This window comes from Muriicola sp. Z0-33 (assembly GCF_026126425.1).
GTDB lineage: Bacteria > Bacteroidota > Bacteroidia > Flavobacteriales > Flavobacteriaceae > JAFMPW01.
In genome coordinates, this window is sequence record NZ_JAFMPW010000005.1 from 75,593 (window position 1) to 100,713 (window position 25,121).

At 42.2% G+C, this 25,121-nt stretch carries 16 protein-coding genes; 5 read left to right on the top strand and 11 right to left on the bottom strand.

The window, feature by feature from the left end; translation table 11 throughout:
* Positions 1-99 precede the first annotated feature (99 nt).
* From hemH to J1G40_RS08960, 3 genes are all read left to right on the top strand, one after another.
* Positions 100-1,134: a ferrochelatase gene (hemH, locus tag J1G40_RS08950; protein WP_265242286.1), complete on the top strand. Its 1,035-nt coding sequence runs from the start codon at positions 100-102 to the stop codon at positions 1,132-1,134.
* A 101-nt stretch (positions 1,135-1,235) separates the two neighbouring features.
* Positions 1,236-2,636 carry an MATE family efflux transporter gene (locus tag J1G40_RS08955; protein ID WP_265242287.1) on the top strand — a complete coding sequence of 467 codons (1,401 nt, stop codon included), beginning with the start codon at positions 1,236-1,238 and terminating at the stop codon, positions 2,634-2,636.
* A 140-nt stretch (positions 2,637-2,776) separates the two neighbouring features.
* Complete coding sequence (locus tag J1G40_RS08960) at positions 2,777-3,484, top strand: hypothetical protein (protein ID WP_265242288.1); 708 nt, start codon at positions 2,777-2,779, stop codon at positions 3,482-3,484.
* A gap of 115 nt (positions 3,485-3,599) precedes the next feature.
* Here J1G40_RS08960 and J1G40_RS08965 read toward each other — a convergent pair whose 3' ends face one another.
* The 11 genes from J1G40_RS08965 to J1G40_RS09015 form a co-directional block, all read right to left on the bottom strand.
* A complete protein-coding gene (locus J1G40_RS08965) occupies positions 3,600-4,862 on the bottom strand; it encodes a glycosyltransferase (RefSeq protein WP_265242289.1) in 1,263 nt (420 codons plus the stop codon).
* Between the two features lie 125 nt (positions 4,863-4,987).
* Positions 4,988-5,806 carry a nuclear transport factor 2 family protein gene (locus J1G40_RS08970; RefSeq protein WP_265242290.1) on the bottom strand — a complete coding sequence of 273 codons (819 nt, stop codon included), beginning with the start codon at positions 5,804-5,806 and terminating at the stop codon, positions 4,988-4,990.
* A gap of 113 nt (positions 5,807-5,919) precedes the next feature.
* Positions 5,920-6,708 (bottom strand): EcsC family protein, encoded by a 789-nt coding sequence (locus tag J1G40_RS08975; RefSeq protein WP_265242291.1) that lies wholly within the window; start codon positions 6,706-6,708, stop codon positions 5,920-5,922.
* Between the two features lie 165 nt (positions 6,709-6,873).
* A complete protein-coding gene (locus J1G40_RS08980; RefSeq protein ID WP_265242292.1) occupies positions 6,874-8,181 on the bottom strand; it encodes an alpha/beta hydrolase family protein in 1,308 nt (435 codons plus the stop codon).
* Between the two features lie 56 nt (positions 8,182-8,237).
* The gene (locus J1G40_RS08985) at positions 8,238-8,630 is read right to left on the bottom strand and encodes a hypothetical protein (protein WP_265242293.1); all 393 of its coding nucleotides are present in this window, start codon (positions 8,628-8,630) and stop codon (positions 8,238-8,240) included.
* Positions 8,631-8,698: 68 nt separating this feature from the next.
* Positions 8,699-10,468, bottom strand: a complete 1,770-nt coding sequence (locus J1G40_RS08990) for an SGNH/GDSL hydrolase family protein (RefSeq protein ID WP_265242294.1) — start codon at positions 10,466-10,468, stop codon at positions 8,699-8,701.
* A gap of 10 nt (positions 10,469-10,478) precedes the next feature.
* Positions 10,479-11,918 (bottom strand): Gfo/Idh/MocA family protein, encoded by a 1,440-nt coding sequence (locus J1G40_RS08995; RefSeq protein WP_265242295.1) that lies wholly within the window; start codon positions 11,916-11,918, stop codon positions 10,479-10,481.
* 15 nt (positions 11,919-11,933) lie between these two features.
* Positions 11,934-12,731: a DUF1080 domain-containing protein gene (locus J1G40_RS09000; RefSeq protein ID WP_265242296.1), complete on the bottom strand. Its 798-nt coding sequence runs from the start codon at positions 12,729-12,731 to the stop codon at positions 11,934-11,936.
* An 11-nt stretch (positions 12,732-12,742) separates the two neighbouring features.
* A complete protein-coding gene (locus J1G40_RS09005) occupies positions 12,743-14,137 on the bottom strand; it encodes a Gfo/Idh/MocA family protein (protein WP_265242297.1) in 1,395 nt (464 codons plus the stop codon).
* Between the two features lie 26 nt (positions 14,138-14,163).
* Positions 14,164-16,248, bottom strand: a complete 2,085-nt coding sequence (locus J1G40_RS09010; RefSeq protein WP_265242298.1) for a beta-N-acetylhexosaminidase — start codon at positions 16,246-16,248, stop codon at positions 14,164-14,166.
* Positions 16,249-16,257: 9 nt separating this feature from the next.
* Entirely contained in the window at positions 16,258-18,471 is a 2,214-nt protein-coding gene (locus J1G40_RS09015) for a pyrroloquinoline quinone-dependent dehydrogenase (RefSeq protein WP_265242299.1), read from the bottom strand.
* Positions 18,472-18,728: 257 nt separating this feature from the next.
* Here J1G40_RS09015 and J1G40_RS09020 point away from each other — a divergent pair, with 257 nt between their 5' ends.
* Together J1G40_RS09020 and J1G40_RS09025 are read left to right on the top strand one after the other, a co-directional pair.
* Positions 18,729-21,860, top strand: coding sequence for a WD40/YVTN/BNR-like repeat-containing protein (locus J1G40_RS09020; RefSeq protein WP_265242300.1), 3,132 nt, complete (start codon positions 18,729-18,731; stop codon positions 21,858-21,860).
* A gap of 101 nt (positions 21,861-21,961) precedes the next feature.
* Positions 21,962-25,099, top strand: coding sequence for a VPS10 domain-containing protein (locus J1G40_RS09025; protein ID WP_265242301.1), 3,138 nt, complete (start codon positions 21,962-21,964; stop codon positions 25,097-25,099).
* The last annotated feature ends 22 nt before the right edge of the window (positions 25,100-25,121 follow it).

Genomic DNA, 25,121 nt, shown 5'->3' on the forward strand with positions numbered 1-25,121 from the left:
GGTATTGATATTCCCTATACCAGAATTAGAAATCTGTTTGCTTAATACTAACGGAATTTCCTTGCATGTCGTATTTTTACGCAGCAAAAATTGAAATGAATGAAGGGAGTATTATTGGTGAATCTTGGGTCGCCAGACAGTCCGACACCTAAAGATGTTAAACCCTACCTGGATGAGTTCCTGATGGACGAAAGGGTGATTGATGTGCCCAAATGGCTTAGAAATCTTATTGTTAGGGGGATCATCCTCAGAACCAGGCCAAAAAAATCTGCTGAAGCCTATTCCAAAATCTGGTGGGAAGAAGGATCGCCTCTGGTTGTGATATCGGAGCGGTTCCAGACCAAATTAAAATCTAACACCCAAATCCCCGTCGCATTGGGCATGCGCTATGGTAGCATGACTATAAAAAATGCATTGAAAGAACTGGCTGATAAAGGGGTTACGGAAACGCTATTGGTCCCTTTGTACCCCCATTACGCTATGAGCTCGTATGAAACGGTGGTTGTAAAGGTTATGGAAGAGCAGCAGCGCTACTTTCCGGAAATGGAACTCACAACCTTACCTGCGTTTTATAAAAATAAGGATTATATCAAGGTATTGTCAGAAAGTATTTCCAAAGGCTTAGAAGGTTTTGATTATGACCATATCCTGTTCTCATATCACGGCATACCCGAAAGACATATCAGAAAATCTGATCCTACTAAATTTCATTGTAAAATAGATGGGCAATGCTGCAACACGAATTCTGTAGCGCATCACAGCTGTTACAGGCATCAATGTTTTGATACAACAAAAAAGGTGGTAGCACATTTGGGTTTACCAGAGAACAAGGTAAGTAACTCGTTCCAGAGCCGTTTACCTAATGATCCATGGTTAAAACCATATACAGATTTTGAGTTTGAACGTTTGGCCGGGGAGGGCAAGGGAAATTTGGCCGTCATTACGCCCGCCTTTGTAAGTGATTGCTTAGAAACCCTCGAAGAAATCGCCATGGAAGGTAAAGAGCAGTTTATGGAAGCAGGGGGTAATAATTATATACACATTCCCTGTTTAAACGATAGTGATGCCTGGGTAAAAGTTATGGCAAACTGGATTCAGGAATGGCAAAACACCGATGCATTACCCGCATTCTAGCAAGCCTCCGGCGCTATTGATTTTTTAATGCAAGCTATTCTAAAGAGACAGAATAGTACCATCCTATTATTGACGAAAATTTGTCGAGATTCAAAAGGCCTATGACCAGAGTTTTATCAGACCAATTAGGAACAGAACCGATAGGGAAACTACTGATAAAACAGGCTGTGCCGGCCTCTATCGGAATTCTGGTTATGAGTTTGAATATCCTGGTCGATTCAATTTTTGTTGGGAATTGGATTGGTTCCATAGCCATAGCAGCCATTAATGTAGTATTGCCGGTTTCCTTTTTTATAGCCGCCCTGGGGATGGCAATAGGCATTGGTGGTAGTAGTATTATTTCCCGGGCGCTAGGTGCAGAAAACAAACCAAAAGCTTTGAAAACCTTTGGCAACCAGATTACCATAACCCTATTGCTTACGGTAGTTATGGTTATTCTGGGTTTGTATTATGTAGATGATCTAATACCAGCCTTTGGAGGTAAAGGGGCCATTTTTGATCCTGCAAAAACCTATTACACCATAGTATTGTATGGAGTGCCGTTCCTGGCACTTTGCATGATGGGTAATACTGTAATCCGGGCCGAAGGAAAACCGAAGTTTGCAATGAACGCCATGATCATTCCTTCAGTGGGGAACCTTTTGCTTGATTATATTTTTATCTATGTATTTGATTGGGGTATGGCAGGCGCTGCCTGGGCAACCACTGCAGGGTATTTATTATGTTTCGCATATATAGTCTATTTCTTTCTTTCCAAAGATTCTGAACTTAAGCTCAGACTTCCGCACTTCTCGTTAAATGGACCGATACTTAAGGAAATTACTTCCCTGGGAATAGTAACACTTTCCAGACAAGCTGTGGTGAGTATTACTTACTTGCTAATGAATAATATCCTTTTTGATCTTGGAGGAGAAGCAATGATTGCCGTATATGCCATTATTGGCAGGATGCTAATGTTTGCCCTATTTCCTGTATTTGGAGTAACACAGGGCTTTCTACCCATCGCCGGGTATAACTACGGGGCTAAAAAATACCGAAGGGTACAAGAATCTATCAACACTGCAATTAAGTATGCGGCATTTGTCGCAACACTGGTGTTTATGGGCCTGATGATATTTCCAGGAGAAATTGCGGGCTTGTTTTTAAGTAGCAGATCAGATATGTCTACCATGGAACTGGCAACCAATGCTTTTGTTTTGGAACATGCTCCCTCAGCAATGCGCTGGGTTTTTGCTGCTACACCAATAATTGCAATACAACTGATTGGTGCAGCCTATTTTCAGGCTATTGGAAAAGCCATTCCCGCTTTGCTTTTGACCTTAACGAGACAGGGGTTCTTCTTTATTCCCTTAATACTGATCTTGCCGTATTTTCTTGGAGAACTTGGCGTATGGATCTCTTTTCCCATTTCTGATGTCCTTGCAACTTTAGTTACGGGGTACTATCTCAACAAAGAGATAAAAACAACTTTAGTTACTAATCAGGAAGACCTCCCTGAATAAATAACACATAGAAATTTCAAAAATGTAAGTATTTACGCCGTAAAAAGTAGCTATAAACCTAACAATATTATTTTTGATTTATCATTATAAATAGCTAATATTTAGTAACTTATAACTCTAATAATCAAAAATAACCACCAATGAAAAAATTAATTTTTTGCGCATTGCTATTTATGGCCTGTGTAGTTTATTCACAAGAGAGCTATTGGACCAGTTATCAATTTATTGTAGAACCCGATCAGGTAGGGACGGTTTACAAATTAACTAACGACTATTATTCTGCTAACCAACCGGCAGGGGTTACAGTATCATTATGGGAAAATCATTTTAATGATAATGCCAACAACTTTACCCACGCCATTGTTTTTTCCGGATCATTAGATGATTTGGGTAATATGTACGGCCAGGATGGAGGTACTGCATGGCAATTGTTTTTAGTTCAGCTAAACCAGCATATTAAAGATGGGCACAGCTCCCGGATGGGAACCCTTCTTGGGCATCAGGGAGATATGGATCAGGACTTTCCTTTTCAGAGGTATTATATAGTTCATGCCGAAGATGGGGGGAAATGGAATGCGGCCTATAAGAAGGTCCTTGCGGCTAATACACCGGCGGGAATGCTTGGATTAATGGGGAATTTTACTTCCGGGGTCTCACCTGAGGGAGAAAATCGCTGGGTCATCCAGGGCTATAAAGATTTCAAAGGAGCTATCGGTGGTGCCGGTGCCATGAGAACTGAAGCAGAAAATGCAGCTGCGGATAAAGTCTGGGAAACATTTTTAGCGACTAACGGTGAATCTCATTTGGTACGTTCCGGATTAAGGATACGTATGGGCCAGTGGAAATAAGTATGATACAGCTTACTAATAACCCTTCCATCCGGAAGGGTTTTTTTATGAACAATAGAAAAGCACCCCAATAGGGTTACTGTGCTATCGGTACGCTATTATAGAAAATAGATTTCTAATTTGATTTCCCTAAAATAAATGCGGCTAGTTTATCTTCAAATTGCTCTTTAGCCATTTCAGCAGCAAGTTGCTTCGAATTTTCTTTGTAAACAGCATCGGACCAAAGTGCAGAGAGAAGCGGGCCAATATTTTTAGCATCTAAATTTGTAATTGATGGTCCTTTTGGCCCCACACCTTTCCCGGAAAGTAGCTTATTCCAGAAAAATTGATCTATAATATGGGGAATGATGAGCGATACACAGCCGTGTTTTACCGCCATATGTGAAGTTCCCGAGCCGCCATGATGCACAATACCATAGGTTTTTGGAAGAATAAAATCATAGGGAATCCGATGTACAAAAACAATTAAAGAGGAATCCAAGTCATCAATTTTTACTAATCCACCCCCGGCAGTATTGATTATTGCAGGAATCCCCAATTGTTCTAGTTTTCTAACAATGAGTTGAGTTTTTTGAACGGGATTTGGGTTGGTCATGCTGCCAAAAGTGATGAGCAGGAATTTGCTGTGTTCCCGGAGGAATGCCTGAAGTGCAGTATCGGGTTCCCAATTGATATTTTTATTGCGTTCGTGGTAACCAAGTACTTTTGCGTGGTCTGGCCAGCTTTCAGGTTTTGTAAACAAGCTTGGCGATAAAGTGTATGCCGCTTTATTGGTGTCCAGAGCTTTTCTCGCAAGCCTTGGCGTAATTCTATAGGGCAAACTAAGGGCCTTTGCGTCTTTAACTATAGTTTTAACCAGTCCCAGCCGGGCTAGTTTATAAGAAAGTATATTTCCCAGTGAGCCCAGATTCCTGTTAAAGACGATATGGCTGTACTCTTTTGCCGGGTGCATGGTATAGGGCACAGGGAAGATCAGTACATTTTGTCCGGGATGTGTTAGCTCCCAGATATATCCATATACCGCCTTGGCGTGGTATACCAATCTATCAGGAGACTCTTCTTCCAGGATGGTAAATTGTCTAACCATCAGACGCTTTCGCATAGGAGCAAAAGTTTTGGCAAGTTTTATATAGGCGTTGATTTTTTTCCAGGTTGTGGCACTTCCACCCATGGCAGCCTTCCCAAACGGACTCTCCAGCATTTCAATAAATTCTTTCCCCAATGACAAAAAACGAAATCCGCTATCCTCTACAAGGCTCCTGAACTGTTCCGGAAAAGCACATACAATTTCATGTCCAAGACGACTTAGCTGCTCTCCTATGGCAAGGAAGGGCTCCATATCACCTCTGGTTCCTATAGAAAGCAAAAGTATTTTCATGCCTGTTCAAATGGGTAGTTCTCGTATTAATAAAGGTAGTCCATTAATTTGAGCGAATCAGTAGGGTAGTACATAAATAATATGTACCGGGTTAAATTTCAATGTCTTTGTTTCAGAATAGGTAGTCAGATATTAGAATCCATTAATATGCGCCATTCACCGTCTAATGCCTTATGCCAGATCAGCACATAATTGCCGGGATATGACCCCGAACATTGCCCTATTTCATAAGCTATATTTGGACTTACCAATTTTATTTCAATAGGGGTTAAATGCAAATTGTAATTGGGGTTGTTCATATATTGATACTCCTGAATAACAGCATTTCTACCAATTATCATCGGCCTGTGATTGTAATATAAAGTATGTTCAGAATACAAAGCATTCACCAGATCCTCCGCTTTGTGAAGCTGGCATAATCTTATCCATTCTTCCCTTCTTTTTTCTATCTCATTTAAAGCAGATGTTGGTACGTCAGCAGATCCTTTCACGATCATTTCGAGCTCTCTTTTCAGGACTCCATCCCCCTTTCTCCATATAATGAGATGGGAGTAATCCGCTTTATCCGTGGTGCTGAAACCACCTATTTCATACTGTATGGTAGTATTCAAAACTGCTGTAATTCTTATTTTGGTGCGTATTTCTTCTATTTGAAATTCTTGCTTTTTGTAATGGTCTAATAGTGCCGCCTTACCTTGAATTATAGTCCCATCCGAAGCAATTTTATAGGCATTTTCCGTATATAAATGGGGTAGGGAATCTAAAGCTGAGTTAACCCACTTTTTCCATTTCAGGTTAGGGCTATTATCTGTACTTTGTGCAGGTAGATTTGGTTTGTAATTGGCAAGGGCCAGAGCGTCTTTTTTATTAATGTCTTTACAGCCAAGGACCATAAAAAGTAAAAGCCCCAGCACGTTAAGACGATAAATTATTGCAGCCCGCATAGGTTAGATAGAGTTAAGTTTCGTTTAAGAATGATGTATAAACTTAAAAGATATGAATTATTCTTCCCCAAACACCAAGCATATTCTAAATTGGGTTTGCCTTGATATTAAACTCAGATATTTTCATAAGATCTCCTAACAACATTGGCGCCATATTTCCTTTCTAATCTCCTTATTGCAAAATGGGCTTCAGCCATCCGCTGGAAGTGCTGCATAAATGCTAAATTCACCGAGGCACCGCCAGCGGCTCCAATGACAGGAATAGCCTGGGCCACAAATTTTTCTGAAACCTGTACACTAAATCTGGCAGCAACTGCAGCTATTACTTTTAGCAGTGGGTTTGTAGACCCGGCAATTAATCCTTGTAATGCTTTTGCACCGCCTTTAACTGTAGTACTAATTGCAATCCGCGAAGCGTAATAACCTGTTTCAAGGCTGTCATCGTGTTTAGATTTACCCCCTAAGGCGAATACCTGAAGGCAGGCAAGTTGGGTGTCTAAGGCATCCAAATCTTCACCTTCTGCCCGTGCGATATCCATGATAGAGCGCATCATAAGCTTGGTAGTCAGGGTGAGGTCTGCTGCGAAAGCGGCAGCTCCAAAGGCCCCTCCTACGGCCCCCGAAGTTGTTACCAGAGCCTTATATGTTTTATTAAGGGGAAGCTGTTTTGCTTTCCCATTTTTCATCGTCAACAAATTGCTCTTAACAACTGAATGCAAAACCTTGTAGGAAAGCTGCTGTAACCACTTTTGTTGTTTTTGAGGTAATAGTTCAATCTTACTTTCTATGACATTGCCCATCTTATTGAGCCCTTTCATGGCCCAACCAATGTCTTCCATTTTCTGTTTCGACCATTTCAGGCTGCGAAGATCTTCTGAAGAAAGGGTTTTTGTTTGAGGCATCTCGATAACATTATCAATAGATAGGTAGCAAATTAGCGCAAATTGTTACATGGCCCCGGCCTAATGCACCTGTCCAGGTCGTTTTTTGAGGAATCAGCAAAGACAATACCCCTGATCCGCTCTGAACATTATAAACTTAAAACACTCAATAATCGGTCTTTTTCATTATTCGGATGCTGACGAATATAGCAACTCCATTCCTGTAGAGGAACGTGGTTTAAAACCCGGCCAATCTTTTTCATTGGAATTTTCAGGTATTTCAAGGTATTTAGAATGATCTTCGCCCTTTAAATGAACCCCTAGAAAGGCAGTAACAAAATGCTGGTTAACATTGTTTATTTTTCGCTGGTCCCAGGTAGAATCTGCATACCTGTAATATTCATCAATATTTAATCCGGGAGCCAGGGATTCTGCGGGCGGGGGATTAGGCGCAACATTATGTCTGGCATTTTTGTAGGTGAGTAAATAGCGTTGGGCGTTTATCGCTCCATTATAAATGGCCTTAATACCATTTTCGTATCCGGAGATATCATCCTGGCTGCCAGCAACGAAAAATGTTGGAGTTTTTAAACCTTTTAGGCCCTCGGCATCCCAAACTCCTCTTGCCATTCCCCATGGGGCGAATGCAACTACGGCTTTGATTCTTGGATCGTTTTGTTCCTGATATTCAGGATTGCTTGCGGCTAAGCCCGTAATAGCAGTACTACCACCAGTCATTCCTGTAAAAAAGCCCGATAGCCCATCACTATAACCTGCTCCAGCTACGTTTAGCACCCCATATCCCCCCATAGAATATCCAAGAATCCCGGTATTATTTGCGTCAATAATGCCCGCAAGCGCATCCCCGCCATCAGGGTCGCCAAGTGCAGCCATTTTATCAAGAACAAACCGTACGTCTTTTGCTCTGTTTAAAAGGGTACTTTGAAAAGCATTTGCATCTCTAAAGGTAGAATCTGTATGGTCAATGGCCACGACAATGTATCCCTTGGAGGCCAGATTCTCTGTTAAATAGGTCATCAGGTATCTGGAGCCGACATAGCCATGCGAAACAATCACTAATGGGAAGGACCCCATATTAGATTTTGGCAGGGCATCGCGAATAGCCCGACCCTTAAATTTAAAAGGAACTAATGGCCTTAAGCTATCACCGGCCGTGCCCATTAATTCATTATAGTTTATGGTCCTGTCATTATTTGCCGCTGCCGCAGGATACCATATTTCCAATATGAGCCTGCGATCGTATAATGGATCCTGGCCGTCTTTAGAGTTCAGGATATCAATTTGTCCTGGGTTAACCACATTCAATGTTCTTACCCCAATATTATATTCCCCGCTTTTAGATAATTCGGGGGCATCCGGTAGCGGATCTCCATAGACAAAAGAAGTATTTTGCGCGCTCGTAGTGGCATAGAAAGCAATTAAAGCGATTAAACAAATCAGATGCTTAAGTGTAGTATAATTTGTACTTTTCATAGTGCAGGTTTTTCTTTTGTGAAGTTTAAATGTAATCAATTTCACAACGCTCCTTATTAAAATATATCTGAAGAGAAGTTCGCATTAATTATATAATAGATTAATAGTACAGATCGCAGACTCCAGAATACAGTTCTGATCCAATTGGTCCGCACTAAAAGGCGCAGATGTTTATGGTTGTACTGTTTAGATAGTTTCCTGTGTAATGGCATCTGTATGGCAAATGTACTCACCCAAATAATTCCCAGCCAGACCATATTAATGATAAAAAAGATGCTGAATTTCTCGGAGATAAACCAGAGTCCGCTGCCTAGTTCTAAAAGCATTATTGGTCCGACAATCCAGGCCGTTCTATAGTTTTCATTTATGTATTTTGTAAAGTGGGTTTCCCCTATTTCCTTAAAAAGTGGGTAGTGAACTATCTGAACAAACCAACAAACCCCGCACATGAAGAAAGTAGTAACAAGATGTATTATAAAAGCACAGGTCATTGTGTTTACAGCTTAAAACATTTATTTCATTTGTTTAGCAATTGGAGCAGATCTTCTCTTAGTACCAGATATCCTGCCTGGTTTGGATGCAATCCGTCAGAAAACAGGGATTCATTAATTGTATCATTTTTATCAAGAAATTTTGTTCCTAAATCAGCATATACTAAATCCAACTCTTGTGCCAGATAGGCAATCCTAATATTTAAGTTGGCGACCCTATCTTCTTGATTTCTCCTTGGAAGTAAACCAAGTAAATTAAGTTCTGCATTTGGTTGTCTGGCACGTATCGCTTTAAGTAATAATTCCAGGCCGTTAATAATTTCTTTGTCTGTATTTAAGTGCAGATTGTTGGTCCCAATCATCACAATAATACGTTCTGCAGTAAAGCCATCTAGTTCTCCATGATAAACGCGCCATAGAACATTTTCAATTCTATCCCAGCCATAAGCAAAATTACGAACTCCAAGAGGGGTAAAAATTTCTTCCCAGGAGGTTTCTTCTCTTGCAATTTTTGTTCTTGGCAGGCCGCCCCAAAAGTGAATTATTGAATTTGCAAAAAACACTGTTTTAGGCGGAATGGCAGCATTCATCTCCACGATTTCTCTATGCCGATTTTCCCAATCATAATTCTCAGGTTCGCGATATTGAGAAACTGGTTGCATGGTAGAGGCCTTTCCCTTTGGCTCTTTTAAAATTGTGCGCAACTTCTTTTCATATGCCTTTGCGTAGCGCATCATCCCCAAATCGTTCGGATGAGTGCCATCTACCATATCGTCTAATTGCAAGCCTAATTCTTCATAGCTGAGATAATAGAGCTCAGATATGCCTTCATTTAGTAACTTTTTAAAGGCGCTTTTTTGAATAGCATTTACCCTGGTATACAGTTGCAGTCGACCAGGCCGTATAAATCCGTCTGTATACCCGGCATGTTCAGTGAGGAGAATAGGGACGTTGAGGTTGCTCTTTTTTAGTTGGCGCACAGCATTGAGAATTTTATTTTCCAATTCCAGATCATCGTACTGCTCTTCGCGCCAAAGATTGGGTAGACAATCCAGAATGTAGAGTTTTGCATCTATCTCTGGCATGAGGTCTATCAGCTCTTTTTCTAACCTTCCATTCCCTGAGAAGGCAAGATTTATCAAAGGGCGGTCCAGTTCACGGCTGAGGATATTGGTCCAGGCCATTCCAGGCCTGGAGGCACATGCACCGTGGGCAATGGAGGTCCCATACACTACAATAGGCTTTTCTTTTCTCACTGGAAGGGGTTCAAAGTAGCTATCTTTGGCTACCCCTATTTCTAGCCAGCTCACCGCGTTGAATAAAGGCAGGTTTAGGCGGTATTCCCTTCCAAGAGCATGATAACGATCATTGCCCCTAAGTCCATTAAAACGATAGGTAACCGTATCTGCAAAGCTTCTTCTTGCATTGGCCCAAAGCCATTGGCCATCGCTGTTTTTTGCGTAAAGATCAACACCGCTAACTCCTGTAGCTGGCATATGATTCATGCTATATTCACCTTTTACTGAATACCTGACAACTATTTCTTCGGCATTGGACCTGAATCTGATTTTTAAGCCCGTAGGGTGTCTGGACAAATTCCATACCGCTTCACGTACTTTTTTTTGGGCTCTTGCCGGAAGTCTGTCATAAGGAGAAAGCACTTCGGCAGGCCAGGCCCGACCTTCGATAACATTGAATTCGGAGGCTTCAGGATTCCACCATTTAAGGAGAGCCGTTTTTTGTGAAAATAAAAATGACCCTTGCAATAAAAACAGTAACAGGAATACTCTTGTCATTCCCGAATTGTCAAAATTCCCTGTAAGGAGATTCTAAATATTGATTTGCTTCTTCTTCAGAAAATTTTGCAGTGGCTGCATCCCAATGTAAAGTCTGGTTCGGGAAACGCCCGGCTATGACGCCAAGCAGAATGGTCTCTGTAAGTCTGGAAGCATAAGAAAATGGTGCGGTACACTCACCTCTTCCCAAACAGGCTTCCACAAATTGATGATAGTGTTTTGGCCCCTCCGAAGCATAATTCCGTATAGGTTTCCCCATATTGTGGGCTTTTTCAACTGCGCTTATTTCTGCAGATATGTCCACATATTCACCATCTACAATTTTCTTAGGTAACTCCATAAAGTGAGGTAAAAGCAATCTTCCTTTTTCCCCAATGAACATAGCTCCTTGTTCTGGCAATTGTCCCTGCCCTGTAGTTTTGGTCTCAAGAGACATTTTTTCTTCCACGCTTGCCTCCCGCTTTTCTGAAACCTTATCAGTTTTATCGGATTTCTTATTGGCCATTGGCAACTTCAGATCTTCATGCTCAGCAGGAGCTCCAGGGCCATCATACCAAACCCACTTAAGAGCGTCGCCCGTATGTTTGGTGCCGGGAAATTCATAAGTAACGATGTTATTCTCCGGATAACCAAATCCTGTTGGTTTTCTGCATTCATTTTTAATTGTCCTTGGCACATCTAACTCCAGGGCATTATAAGGAGTGTCAAATATATGCACTCCCATATCTCCAAGAGTACCACATCCGTAATCCATTAATTTCCGCCAATTCCCTGGATGATAAACACCTTTTTTATAAGGCCGCTCCGAAGAGGTGCCTAACCAAAGATTCCAATCTAATGTTTCAGGTACGGGATCGTTTCCTTTAGGAGCTTTACCATCATACCCCCAATTTTTGGGAGACCATGCTCTAACGGTATGTACTTTTCCTATGATTCCTGACTGAATAAGCAAAGTCGCCAATTTATAATCATAGAAAGAATGTACCTGAATACCCATTTGAGTAACCAGATTCTTTTCAGTAGCAAGTTTTTTCATTGCCCTTGCCTCAGATACATGATGGGTTAGGGGTTTTTGACAATACACCGGTTTATTCATGTTCATAGCCATCATAGACGCCGGGGCGTGGGTATGATCTGGTGTGGATACAATAACGGCGTCAATATCATCAGCCATTTCCTTTAACATCACTCTATAGTCCGAAAACACTTTTGCTTTAGGGTGCATTTTATGAGCGGCAGCCAGATTGTTAGCATCTACATCAACCAATGCAGTAACATCAACAAGTTTATGAGAAGAAATAGCTTTCAGATCTTCTCCTCCCATATTTCCCACACCAATATGAGCTGTTCTCAATCGGTTATGAGGACCCATTTTGCCAATTAGTGAGGGTGCCAGGGCAACCCCAAGTACCCCTAAACTACTCTTCTTAATAAAATCCCTTTTATTCATTTTCAATTCTTTTAATTATAATTTCTTGATTTTTATGTTTTTGAACCAGATGGGACTGGAATGGTCTTGCAGACCAATATAGCCAGATCTATACTTGCCGTAATCCTCACTGTTTTTCCATTTGTCAGAATTCTTCTTTTCATACCATTCATCTGACCAGGGGACAAAAGATAGGACTTTTTTTCCGTTAAGCCAGTGTTCTACCTTTTCAGGTGTAAATACGATTTTGGAAGAATTCCACTCTCCAACCGGGTGCAAGATCTTTTCATCTGGGTTTGCAGCATGCATGGCATAATCTGAAGCAGTTTGTTGCAAAGGTTTCAACTCCTCTGGCTTTTCGGTATATCCCAAACTGGTATTATATGCTGTAAGATCATGCATTCTGGCGTAGTTTTCATCGTCTATAAGCTGATATTCCGGGGAAACTTCAGGAGGTCCTCCATAACCTTCCTTAAGGTGATAAAATATTCCACTATTACCACCTTCCGGAAGTTTCCATTCCAAATACAATTCAAAATTTTCAAATTCTTCTGCTCCGTAGATGATGTCTTTACCGCCTTTATAATCTTGTTCTAAGCCGAGTTGGGTATCAAAAGTGAGTTCCCCATCTTTTACAATCCAACCTGGAGGCAGTTCTTCCCCATTATATGCTCTCCAGCCTTCAGTACTACTGCCATCAAATAAATATATCCAGTCATCATCTGTGGCGGTTGTTTCGGTTTTATCTTCCGTATCGGGGAGTGCTTTTTTTGTTTCGCTCTTACAAGCATAAATGGAGACGATGAGCACTAAAAATGCAATTTTTCTAATCATGTCGTTGTTAATTAAGTTATTATTCCAAGGGGTTGGGTAGATTTCCAATTTCCTCTTGTGAAATCCGGAAAGGCCTGAGGCGCGCCGCCATTAGCCACAGAAATTTCACTTAAGGGGCCCACAGCACTCCAATGACAGCCCTCGTAAACATTTTGGTCTATGGGCAATCCATTTTGAAGGCATTCAACTATTCTGTACATCATCATCCCGTCCATGCCACCATGACCACTATCTTTGGTTTTTTGATTCAGCCTTTTGTATAATGGATGATCGTATTTTTCGTATAGGACTTCCAACTGATCTCCCTGAGCCCAGCTGTGATGATCATCTGTTACGCCTTCAATTCCGCCTTCCAATGCCACTCTGGTTGGGAATCCGGCCAGGGTTCCTTTAGTTCCCTGTACAAGATTAAGGCGCGAATATGGCCTGGGGCTTGTTTCATCCCATTGCACCATAATGGTACGCCCCAGCGTAGTTTTAATTATGGAAGTGTTCATATCTCCACCCTTGTACTCTAGTTGGTTCCACTGGTGGTCTGATGGATAATTATTCTGTGCATAGGCCTTTCGTCCCAGTGAAGGGGTTGAAAAAGAAACCAGCGATTCAAAATTATCTTCTTGCCTTGCCAGACTCATATACTGTGCCACTGGGCCAAGACCGTGGGTGGGATATAAATTGCCATTTCTATTTGCATAATGATGGGTTCTCCAGGAGCCTGTGCCTCTTTCAACCTGTTGCATCTGTCCTCTTAATTCATGAATGTATGCTGCCTCGGCATGTAATATGTCGCCCAGGATACCTTGTCTGCACATATTAAGGAACATCAATTCATCCCTGTCATAATTCACATTTTCCATCATCATGCAATGTTTCCTGGTAGCTTCCGAAGCGTCCACAATATCCCACATTTCCTTAAGGGTAACTGCAATAGGGACTTCTACAAAGGCATGAGCCCCGTTTTTCATAGCTGCTATTGCCATAGGTGCATGGTTGGCCCAATTGGTGGCAATAAACACAACATCTGGTTTTACTTCTTTAAGCATTAGCTGCCATTGATTTTCACCACCGAAATATGTAGCAATCTGTTTATGGCGATTCCCGCCTCCAATCTCCTCGGCCACATTCGCCCATTTCTTGGCCAGATCCTCATAAAGATCACTAATGGCAACTACTTCGGTTCCTGGCAAATTGGCAAAGAACTTCATATGCCCGGGACCCCTGGCGCCAACCCCAATAAAAGCTGCGCGAATTGTAGGTAATTTTGGAGCAACAAAATCTCCCATATATTCAGCGGCTGATGGTCTTTTGGCATATTCAGCGCTCTTAACCGCCACTGGACCCATACTTATTGCTGCCCCGGCCAGGGAAGTTTTTCGTATAAAATTTCTTCGGTTGAGCTTTTTCATTTTAACATTGATTTTAAATAGTTTGGTTATTGTGTATTGGCTTGGTTTAACAACTCGCTTTCTAACTTTTCCAAAAAGAGAATTTCCGCATTAAACTGCCAATCAAAGTTGCGGGTCTGATTGGCTAAATGGGTATGATGGTCCTGATCTAATATGTAGTTTTCGGGTTTGGAAAGTATACGTGATTGCCCGTAAACTTCTTCGAGGGTAGCCCGGATTTTTTCAAATTCTGACTTCAACTGGCGAATCTCTTTAAGTTTAGCGAGGGCCAGTTCCTCATTACCAGCTATGTCATAGTCGCGAAGAGCAAGTAACGCTTTGGGAGCAAATTGGGACAATAGATTTACCTGCTCATATATATCCAATGTATATCTATTTCTTATGGCTTTGTTTTTTATTCCCTCAATTTTTGATGCAACGCTATCCGAAATGGCGAGCATAATCTCGGCTTGCTCCAATTGACTTTTATGTGTAGTACTCCATTTTTGCGGAAGATTGCGATCTGGGAGGTCGATAATTGCTGTTACGATCGGATCTTTAGTAGTGGCTAGTTGTCTTCGGTCAATATCCTTAGTCAGGGCCCGTCCAAGAAATGTTACCGGAGTTTCCAATTGATCAACAAACGCATAGTTGTCTCCAGATACGGCATGCCCAAATTCTCGTTGCCTGTATGTAGCTAATAATTCATTTTTGTCTCTTTCCACTCCAGCCCAGGTTTGTTCTGCAAAAGCAAGGATACCACGCCAGTATAATTCAAAATGTGGAGAATCATCATCCCAAAGTGTAAGTAATAATCCATTTAAATTTTGCTCTATGGAGCTTTTTGCAAATGATCTAATGTTATCCAGATTTCCACCGTCCTGTGGCATTAATATCCATCTTCGTTGACCGGCAGTGGCGCCCATTACCTGCATTCCGTGTTTTTGGAACCAGTCCATAGCTTTGGTATTTCCCAGCGTCTGAGGAGATGCGTAATTCCAGCGCATATAGATGCAATTTTTGGGAAAAAGATCCAGAAATTCTGACAGCTTGTGTTCATTTTCTGCCCATATCGCTTCTACTTCGGCTTTACTTAATTCTGGTTGAAACATTGCCCTGTAAACACCTGCATGTTTCAGCGGCATATCATCCCAGAATATAGGAATCCGGTCGTTGTCTTCTGCAAACTTACACACCTTGTTAAGCCATGTGAGTTGCAGTTCCAGTGCCGATTTTCCACTTCCCCTACCTGTAGTGTGCACTTCATCACCCCCTACGTGAAGGTACCTGCCATATGGGGTAGCCTCCATCGCATCTTTATATAGGTTAAACTGTACTTCATAAGTTTTAGGATCCAGCGGATTAAAGGCCCAATCGCTATCAGGATCATCCCTTAATGATTTGTACTTATCGTGTTTAAGAATAAATGAGGCATGACCAAGGCCTTGTACCAATGGGCTGATTTCAATGTTGCGCGCCATAGCGTATTCGCTTAAATCTTTCCATTCCGCAATGCTCAGGGCGTCTTCTGAACCAACTAGAGCTTGTCTCTGATATTTAATTTTGTCCTCCAATTCCAGGATAATGGCATTTACTTTATAGCTTGCCAGCTTATCGATAATTTTATAGTAGTATTCTTTTTTTTCTCTGTGATGTTTTACATCTAGTTGAACAGCCCGGTATGCAAGCATTGGAAAATCTTCAATACTGCACAAGGGAAGATTTACTTGTTGTTCTTCAGCATCCTGAACTAATTGTTCAAGGCTCATCAGGCCATAACGCAGACCGGCCATGTCTTTTGCATTAATGGTAATTTGATGCTCCGATATAGTAAGGGAATAACCTTCAGACTTAAGAGCCGAATTGTTATCTATGGCCAGAAGTAATTCTGCATCAGAGGTATTATCAACGGGCAGCATACTGGATAAAAGCGCTGTGCCAGCGGCTAACTTCAATTCTTCAGGAAGGTAATAGTGTTTTAATTCGGATACCTCCAGATCAGAAACCCCGGTAATGTCAAATTGCTGTGCCTGGGGTAATAATTTAAAGTCGCCTAATTTTTTAGTAGTGTTTTCGCAACTGGCCATTGCCCCTAAAATAAAGCTGGCGATAATTAATTTAAATATTTTCATTGTCTCAAATTAGTTAAGTGTAAAAGCCATATAGTTGGCTCCGGAAGGGGTGCCCATTTTTCCACCACCACATGCAATCACTAAGAATTGTTTCCCATTGATTTCGTAGGTGGCGGGGGTGGCATAACCTCCTGCAGGTAGATCAGTTTCCCATAGTTTTTTGCCATTCCTCATATTAAACGCCCTTAATTTCTCATCTTTGGTCGCCGCGATAAAAAGCACACCTCCGGCAGTAATGACAGGTCCTCCGTAATTCTCTGTTCCACTAACCGGAACTTCCGGGTCGTTCAAAGATGCTTCATGACCCAGGGGGACTTTCCAAAGATATTCCCCGGTATTTAAATCAATTGCATTGAGGGTGCCCCAGGGCGGGTGCATTACAGGGTATCCTCTGTTATCTTTAAATCTGCCAAAGCCTACGATTGCATAGGCCAATCCGTTTGCTTTTTCTGTTCTATGATCTCCATCCTCGTTTTGTTTCTTCTCTGTTTCTATTCCACTTAAAAAATCTACAAGGGCACTTATTTCATTCTCATTGAGGCTGGGCATGCCAGGCATTGCTCCTTTTCCCTTGGCAATAATTGCTGCTATCTGGTCTGGCGCTAATCTCTTATCGACATTTTGCAGTTCAGGGATTGCTCCAAGGCCCTGTAATTCTCCTCCATGACATCTGGCACAGTGAATCTGACTAAGTGTTTCTCCTTTACCTAGTTTTTTACCATCTTTCCCCCTCACTTTTGCCATTCTGACAATCCAGGCCATTTCATTGGCGTTGACATACATTATTCCGTTTCTTGGATCTACGGCAGCTCCTCCCCATTCTGCACCGCCATCAGCTCCGGGGTAAAGAATTACCCCTTTGGTATCAATGGGTATGAATTGCCCCTCAGAAGTAATTCCTGCCAGCTTTTCTTTTACAGTAGGAGGACTGATGTTTTGATCCTTATCGATAAAATCATCAACAAACGCAGGCTGATTCGGAGCATAAAGGTCCTCTGCTCTTAGGATTTGCCTTGAAAATGGTGCTGGTTTTGTTGGTAAGGGCTGTGTACTTGCGGCAGTATCACCTTCTAAGGTGGTCTTGGGATAAGGCTTTTCCTCAATAGGAAAAAGAGGCTCCCCTGTAAGCCTGTTAAAGACAAATACATGACCACTTTTAGTAATTTGTGCTACTGCCGGGATTATTTCGCCATTTTGCTCAACATCTACCAGGTTGGGTGGGGCTGGTAAATCCCGGTCCCAAATGTCGTGTTTTACCATCTGAAAATGCCAGATTCTTTCTCCTGTTCTGGCATTCAGGGCCAATAGTGTGTTGGCAAATAAATTGTCTCCAATCCTATCACCACCATACCAGTCGAATGCTGCCGAGCCTGTTGGGACATATACGATACCCCTGTCGTTATCAAGCGCCATACCCGCCCAATTGTTTGCTCCGCCGGCAGTTTTATAGGCTTCCCTGGGCCAGGACTCATATCCAAATTCACCGGGTTGAGGAATGGTATGAAAGATCCACTCCCTTTTCCCCGTGAGAACATTAAAAGCTCTGATATGTCCGGGGGCGGCTCCTGGTGATTCAGATGTTCTATGTCCTACTATAATCAGATCATCATAAATGACCCCAGGGGTGGTCATTACAATAGGCACTTTGGCCGGGTCTCTTCCCAAACCTTCCCTTAGATCTACACTTCCTTTGGCGCCAAAGGAAGTAATTAAGGTGCCACTATCTGCATCAATGGCAAATAACCTGGGCCCTGAAGCGTAAAAAAGCCTGTATTTTTCTTCAGAATCCGATTGCCAGCTGAGTAATCCCCTGCTTAATCCCAGACCTGTTCCATCTTCAATTTCAGGAGAGAATTCCCAAAGTTTCTCGCCTGTTCCTGCATCAATTGCGAAAAGTGAATTTGTTGGGCTAATCCCATAAAGCTTATCCCCAAGGATTAAAGGGTTGGTTTGTATTTGAGTGGTTCTCCCCTCAGGGACATCACCACTGCTATATTGCCAGGCCAAACCAAGTTGGTGCACATTACTGGTGTCTATCTCATTAAGTAAAGAGAAGTGCGTACGCTGAGGATCACCCAAATAATGGCCCCATGTTTTAAGAGCGATGTTCTTATCGGATATCGCAGCTCTATTGTCCTTAATTTCGTCAGAGCAGTTAACAAGCAGCAGGACCATACAAACAATCAGGGTGCCTAAAGTTATCTTCTCTAATTGGATTTTCATTTGGGTTGCGCTTGTAATTAAAATTTCAGTAGAATTGCTTAGCTAACTTGTCGCATAAAGATAAGCATTAGTTAAGTTCAGCCTGCTTTATTTTCGTATCACAACATTTGGCGCAAAAGATGTTTTAAATAGACGCTGTATAGAGAACTATTGTTTAAATAGATATATGGTATTTGGTTGAATGAATAGTACCTATTAGTGAACTTTGCTGTGTTTTTTTGTTACATTTAGGCTCGACTAATTCCAACGCATAAAAAATGAAAACTTTATACCCAAAAGCAGTTGCACTATTGCTGTTGCTCTTCTTGCAAACTCCTTCAACAGAAGCCCAAAAACGCAGATCTACTTATACCGACCCTATTCCGGAGACTTTGTATTCCAGTATGGAGTACCGCTTGGTAGGGCCCTTTCGGGGAGGAAGATCTGCAGCGGTTACCGGAGTGCCGGGAGAACCTAATCTCTTTTATTTCGGTGCAACAGGAGGTGGCGTCTGGAAGACTACAGACGGTGGGCGCAGTTGGGAGAATATTTCTGACGGTTATTTTGGAGGCAGCATAGGTGCTGTAGAAGTGGCAAAGAGCGATCCGAACGTTATATATGTTGGCGGGGGAGAGAAAACACTTCGGGGCAATGTATCTTCGGGATACGGCATCTGGAAAACCGAAAATGGAGGTAAAACCTGGACTTCGGCAGGCTTAAAAAATAGTAGGCACGTACCCAGGATCCGTGTACACCCAAAAGATCATAATATCATTTATGCAGCCGTTCTTGGTAATATTTATAAACCTACCCTGGATCGCGGAATTTACAAAAGTACAGATGGTGGAAAGAATTGGCGTAAAACTCTTTTTGTAAATGATCAGGCGGGAGCTGTGGACCTGGTATTAGATCCCAATAATCCTCGTATAATGTATGCCTCTACCTGGCGGGCAAAAAGAACACCGTATAGCCTAAGTAGCGGTGGGGAAGGTTCTGCCCTTTGGAAAAGTACAGACAGCGGAGAGTCCTGGACAGAGATTTCCAGGAATGAAGGTTTCCCTAAGGATACGCTGGGCATAATAGGTGTCACGGTATCACCTAAGAATTCTGAGAGAGTATGGGCAATTGTAGAGCACAAAGAAAAGGGCGGGTTATACAGATCAGATGATGGAGGTAAAAAATGGACCCAGATAAACAGCGAGCGAAAGTTAAGGCAACGCGCCTGGTATTATACAAGAGTCTATGCAGATACAGAAGATCAGGATGTGGTTTACGTCCTAAATGTGAGGTATCATAAATCTACCGATGGAGGAAAAAGCTTTAGTACTTTCAATGCTCCTCATGGTGACCATCATGATTTGTGGATAGCTCCGGAAAACTCTAAACGAATGATAATCGGGGATGATGGGGGTGCTCAAATTTCTTATGATGGAGGGGATACCTGGAGCACTTATTACAATCAGCCAACTGCACAGTTTTATCGGGTGACCACAGACAATGCTTTTCCCTATCGTATTTATGTTGCACAACAAGACAATTCAACACTTCGGATAAATCATCGTTCTGATGGGAGTAGTATTGATGAAGATGATTGGGAATCAACAGCCGGTGGTGAATCTGCCCATATAGCTGTTGATCCAACCAATAATGATATTGTATATGGCGGCAGTTACGATGGGTATCTGACCAGAGTAAACCATAAAAACAATACCGCAAGAGGAATTAATGTATGGCCAGATAACCCCATGGGGCATGGCGCCGAGGGAATGAAGTATAGATTTCAATGGAATTTCCCTATAATTTTCAGCAGGCACAATCCCAAAAAGTTGTACACCTTTTCCAATCATGTTCACCTTTCAGAGAATGAAGGGCAAAGCTGGAAATTGCTCAGCGGTGACTTAACCAGGAATGATCCGACGAAATTGGTTTCCAGCGGAGGTCCGATTACCCAGGATAATACCTCTGTGGAATATTACTGCACCATTTTTGCAGCTAATGAGAGCCCTATTAAAGAAGGGCTTCTATGGGTAGGTAGTGATGACGGATTAATCCATGTTTCAAAAGATGGTGGCCAAAATTGGGAAAACATTACCCCTTCAAATATGCCGGAATGGAGTATGGTAAATAGTATAGAACCATCTGCTTTTGACGAAGGCACTTGTTATGTAGCGGCTACCAGATATAAGTTGGGAGATTTTCAGCCCTACCTTTATAAAACTACAGATTACGGGAAGACCTGGACAAAAATAACGAACGGTATAAATAAAGAACATTTTACCAGGGTACTACGCGAGGATCCAAAGCAAAAAGGCCTGCTGTATGCAGGAACGGAAACCGGCATGTATATCTCCTTTGATGACGGGGCCAACTTTAAGCCTTTTCAATTGAATTTACCTATTGTTCCTATAACAGATCTGGCGATTAAAGACAATAATCTGGTGGTGGCCACTCAGGGGAGAAGCGTCTGGATATTGGACGACCTTACGGTGTTGCATCAATTGGAGAAATCACAAAAAGATGCAAGGGCCATTTTATTTCAACCAAAAGATGCGTACAGGACCAAAGGAACAGCAGCAAGCAAGCCTTCCAAGACAGCAGGGGCAAATCACCCTAACGGAGTGGTAACACATTTCTATTTAAAAGATTTTTCCGAGAAAGACAGTGTAAGTTTAACCTATACAACAATTTCGGGTGATACACTTAGCAGTTTTAATTCTAAAGCTAAAGATAAAGACAAGAAACTGAAGGTTAAAAAGGGAGGCAACACTCATGTTTGGGACACCAAAGGCAAGGAAGCTGAAATGCTGGAGGGGATGGTTCTTTGGTGGGCTAGTCTTGATGGTCCAAAGGCAGTTCCCGGCAATTACAAGGTGCACCTTAATGTAAATGGGGAGAACATGGAAAAGACCTTTAAAATTGTACCTGATCCCAGGGCGGAGGTAACGGTAGCAGAAATGCAAAAACAATACGATTTTATTACCGATATCAATTCTACCATAGACAAGGCGCACCAGTCTATTAAGAAAATTCGCAAAATTACCAGGAACCTGGATGCTTTTATAAATCAGTACAAGGACAATGAAGCTACCGAAGCACTGGTGGAAAAAGCCAAGGCAATGAAGAAAGATTTTGGTGAGGTTGAGAAAGCGCTTTATCAAACGAAAAACAGAAGTCGCCAGGATCCGTTAAACTTCCCTATCCGGCTGACTAATAAACTGGGTCATCTGAATAGTTTGGTTGGTATTGATGACTTCCCGCCGACGGATCAGGATATTGCAGTTAAAAACGAACTCACCGGAAAAATTGAGAATCAACTTAAAATCTTTGATGCTATGATTTCCAAAGAGATAAAAGAATTCAATTCCTCTTTTAATGATTTGGACCTGAACTATTTGTTTATAGAGGATTAAAAAGATCTAAAATAAGAAGGGGTCCCAGCCTAAGGCGATCCTGGATTAAGACTATTGTATAAAGACCATTCAAACATTCAAACATTCAAATTAAAGTAAAGATGTCTTACAAAAAACTACTACTAATTTGTTTCCTGTCTGTACTGGGCACACAAGGATTTTCACAAACTGCAGAGATGTTTTTTGATGCTGTGAAGTACAGGAATATTGGCCCGTTTCGGGGAGGAAGATCGGTAACCGCTTCGGGGGTACCCGGAGATCCTTTAACCTATTATATGGGCACCACAGGAGGGGGACTTTGGAAAACGACTGATGCCGGTCAGCGCTGGGAAAATATTTCGGACGGATTTTTTACAACCGGCTCCGTTGGCGCAGTAGCGGTGTCAGCATCAAATCCCAATATAGTCTACTGCGGGATGGGGGAACACGCTCCAAGGGGAGTTATGACCTCTTACGGAGATGGGGTATTTAAATCTACCAATGCCGGGAAAACCTGGAAAAAAATCGGACTGGAAAAAACACAGCACATTTCCAGAATTATCGTGCATCCTACTAACCCAGACATTGTCTATGTCGCCGCCCAAGGGGCCTTATATGGTCCTACCGAAGATAGAGGAATATACAAATCTACGGATGGGGGAGAAAACTGGAAGAAAGTGCTTTTTGTGAACAATCTCACAGGTTGTTCGGAATTATCTATAGACGTTCATAATCCCCAGGTGCTTTACGCCGCTATGTGGCATCATCAAAGAAAACCCAATATTGTAATCAGCGGTGGCCCCGGAAGTGGCCTGTACAAATCTGTTGATGCGGGGGAAACCTGGACAGAGCTTAAAGAGGGTTTGCCAGAAGAGAAGGGTAAAATGGCGATCGCTGTCAGCGCGGCCAATCCCCAGAAAGTATATGCGCTGATAGAAAGTGACTCTAACGCAGATAAAGGTGGGCTCTTCTTATCGGAAGACGCGGGTAAAAGTTGGAAAATGGTAAGTGGCGATAATAGGTTGGTACAGCGGGCCTGGTATTATATTGAGGTTTTTCCGGATCCCAATAATGAAGATACTGTATATGTCATGAGTGCTCCTGCATTGCGTTCAGAAGATGGCGGAAAAACCTGGGAAAGACTCACAGGGACCCATGGCGATTTCCACGACCTCTGGATTAATCCTGCCAACTCAAAAAACATGGTCATCGCTAATGATGGCGGAGCCGCGATTAGTTTTAATTACGGAAAAACCTGGTCTACTCAAGACATAATGCCTACCGCACAGTTCTATAGAATTAATGCGGACAATCTTTTTCCGTACAACATATATGGCGGTCAGCAAGATAATAGCTCCGTTAAAATCGCCAGTTTGTCTGTTGGGAGATCGGGAATTATGGAACGAGACTGGACCTATGCGGCAGGAGGGGAAAGTGCTTTCCTGGGTTTTGACCCTGATGATCCCAGATATGTTATGGGAGGTAATTATTTGGGGACGGTAGAATTATTGGATATGCATACTAAATCTTCAACTAAGGTGATGGCTGCTCCTATTCAATATTTGGGCCGGGAGGCCAGAGATATGAAGTATCTTTATAATTGGAGTGCCCCTATAATTTGGTCCAAACACGAACCGGGCACTTTTTATCACTGCGCTCAACTTGTACTTAGAACCCGGGATGGTGGAATCAACTGGGAAGAAATCTCACCAGACCTGACGCGTAATATAGATGAAAAGCAAGGTAAAGGAGGAGGTCCATATACCAACGAGGCCGTAGGGGCTGAAAATTATGGTACCATTGCTCATATTATAGAATCTCCACATGAAAAAGGAGTACTTTGGACAGGAAGTGATGACGGCCTGGTACATCTTACAAGAGATGGCGGAAACAGCTGGAAGAATGTTACTCCCAAGGGACTTAAGGAATGTCTTGTAAATGCCATTGAGGTCTCCCCTCACGATCCGGCCACAGCCTATATTGCTACTACAAGGTATAAGTTTAATGATTATACACCTGCGTTATACAAGACTACAGATTATGGTGTAAGCTGGACAAGTATTAGCACCGGCATTCCCTATGGCGCATTTACCAGAGTTGTAAGAGAAGATGCCAATAGGAAGGATCTCTTGTATGCCGGGACTGAACTGGGAATTTTTGTGTCATGGAATGGAGGTAAGTCCTGGGAATCCCTGCAATTGAATTTGCCGGTCACTCCGATAACGGATCTAATGGTGCACAAGGGGGATCTGATTGTAGCTACCTCCGGACGGTCTTTTTGGATCTTGGACGATTTAGGAATTTTAAATCAATATAGCCCAGGGAACAGTGAAATCAGGATTTTTAAACCAGAGGGAGCCTATAATGGGTCCTGGGGCAGTCCTTTAAGCGGGAATTCTAAAAAGTTTAAGGGAACAAATCCGTATAACGGTGTAAACCCGGCCAATGGGATGGTTATATATTATCAACTTCCAAAAAAACTGGATACTACTGAAATCACTTTAGAGATTCGGAGTAGCTCCGGGGAATTGGTGAGGACTTTCAGTTCTGAAAAAGACAAAAACTACAAAAAACACAATGGAGGAGGGCCGCCAATGGCACCTGTATTGTCTAAGCACCAGGGATTGAACAGATTCGTCTGGGATATGAAAACAGGAATAATGCCAGGGGTACCTGACGTATATATAGAGGCAAATTTTAGAGGACATGTAGTACCACCCGGAGCTTATACCCTTAAGTTAAATGCCGGAGGGCAATCAAGCAGCGTGGAAGGGCAAATTGTTCCTATGCCGGGGATTTCCATTTCCGATCAGGACTATCAGGAATACCACAGTTTTATGAATAGTGCGGAGCAGAGCCTGACTCTAATGCACAATACTTTGAATAATCTCTATGACGCCCAAAAACAGCTAAAGGAAATTATTAAGATTTTGCCCTCTGACGCCCTTAAAACCGATGGCGAGAAATTAGTTGCAGCTCTTGACAGTTGGGACAAAGAAATGATCCAAAGGAAATCGCAAGCCTATGATGATGTTGAAAATTTCCCGAACAAGTTTACTGCTGAATATCTCTTTATGCTTAATCATGCAAACAGCAGCATTCCAAGGGTCACCAGTTCATCAAAAGAAAGGAAGCAGGAATTAGACCAGCAATGGATTCAGCTGAAAGCAAGAGCGGACACTTTTATAAACAAGAGTATTCCTGAGATGAACAGGCAGTTATGGGAACAAGGAGTGGGAGCGATTAGACTAAAAAACTAGATACTCTAGCTGTAAAGAAATG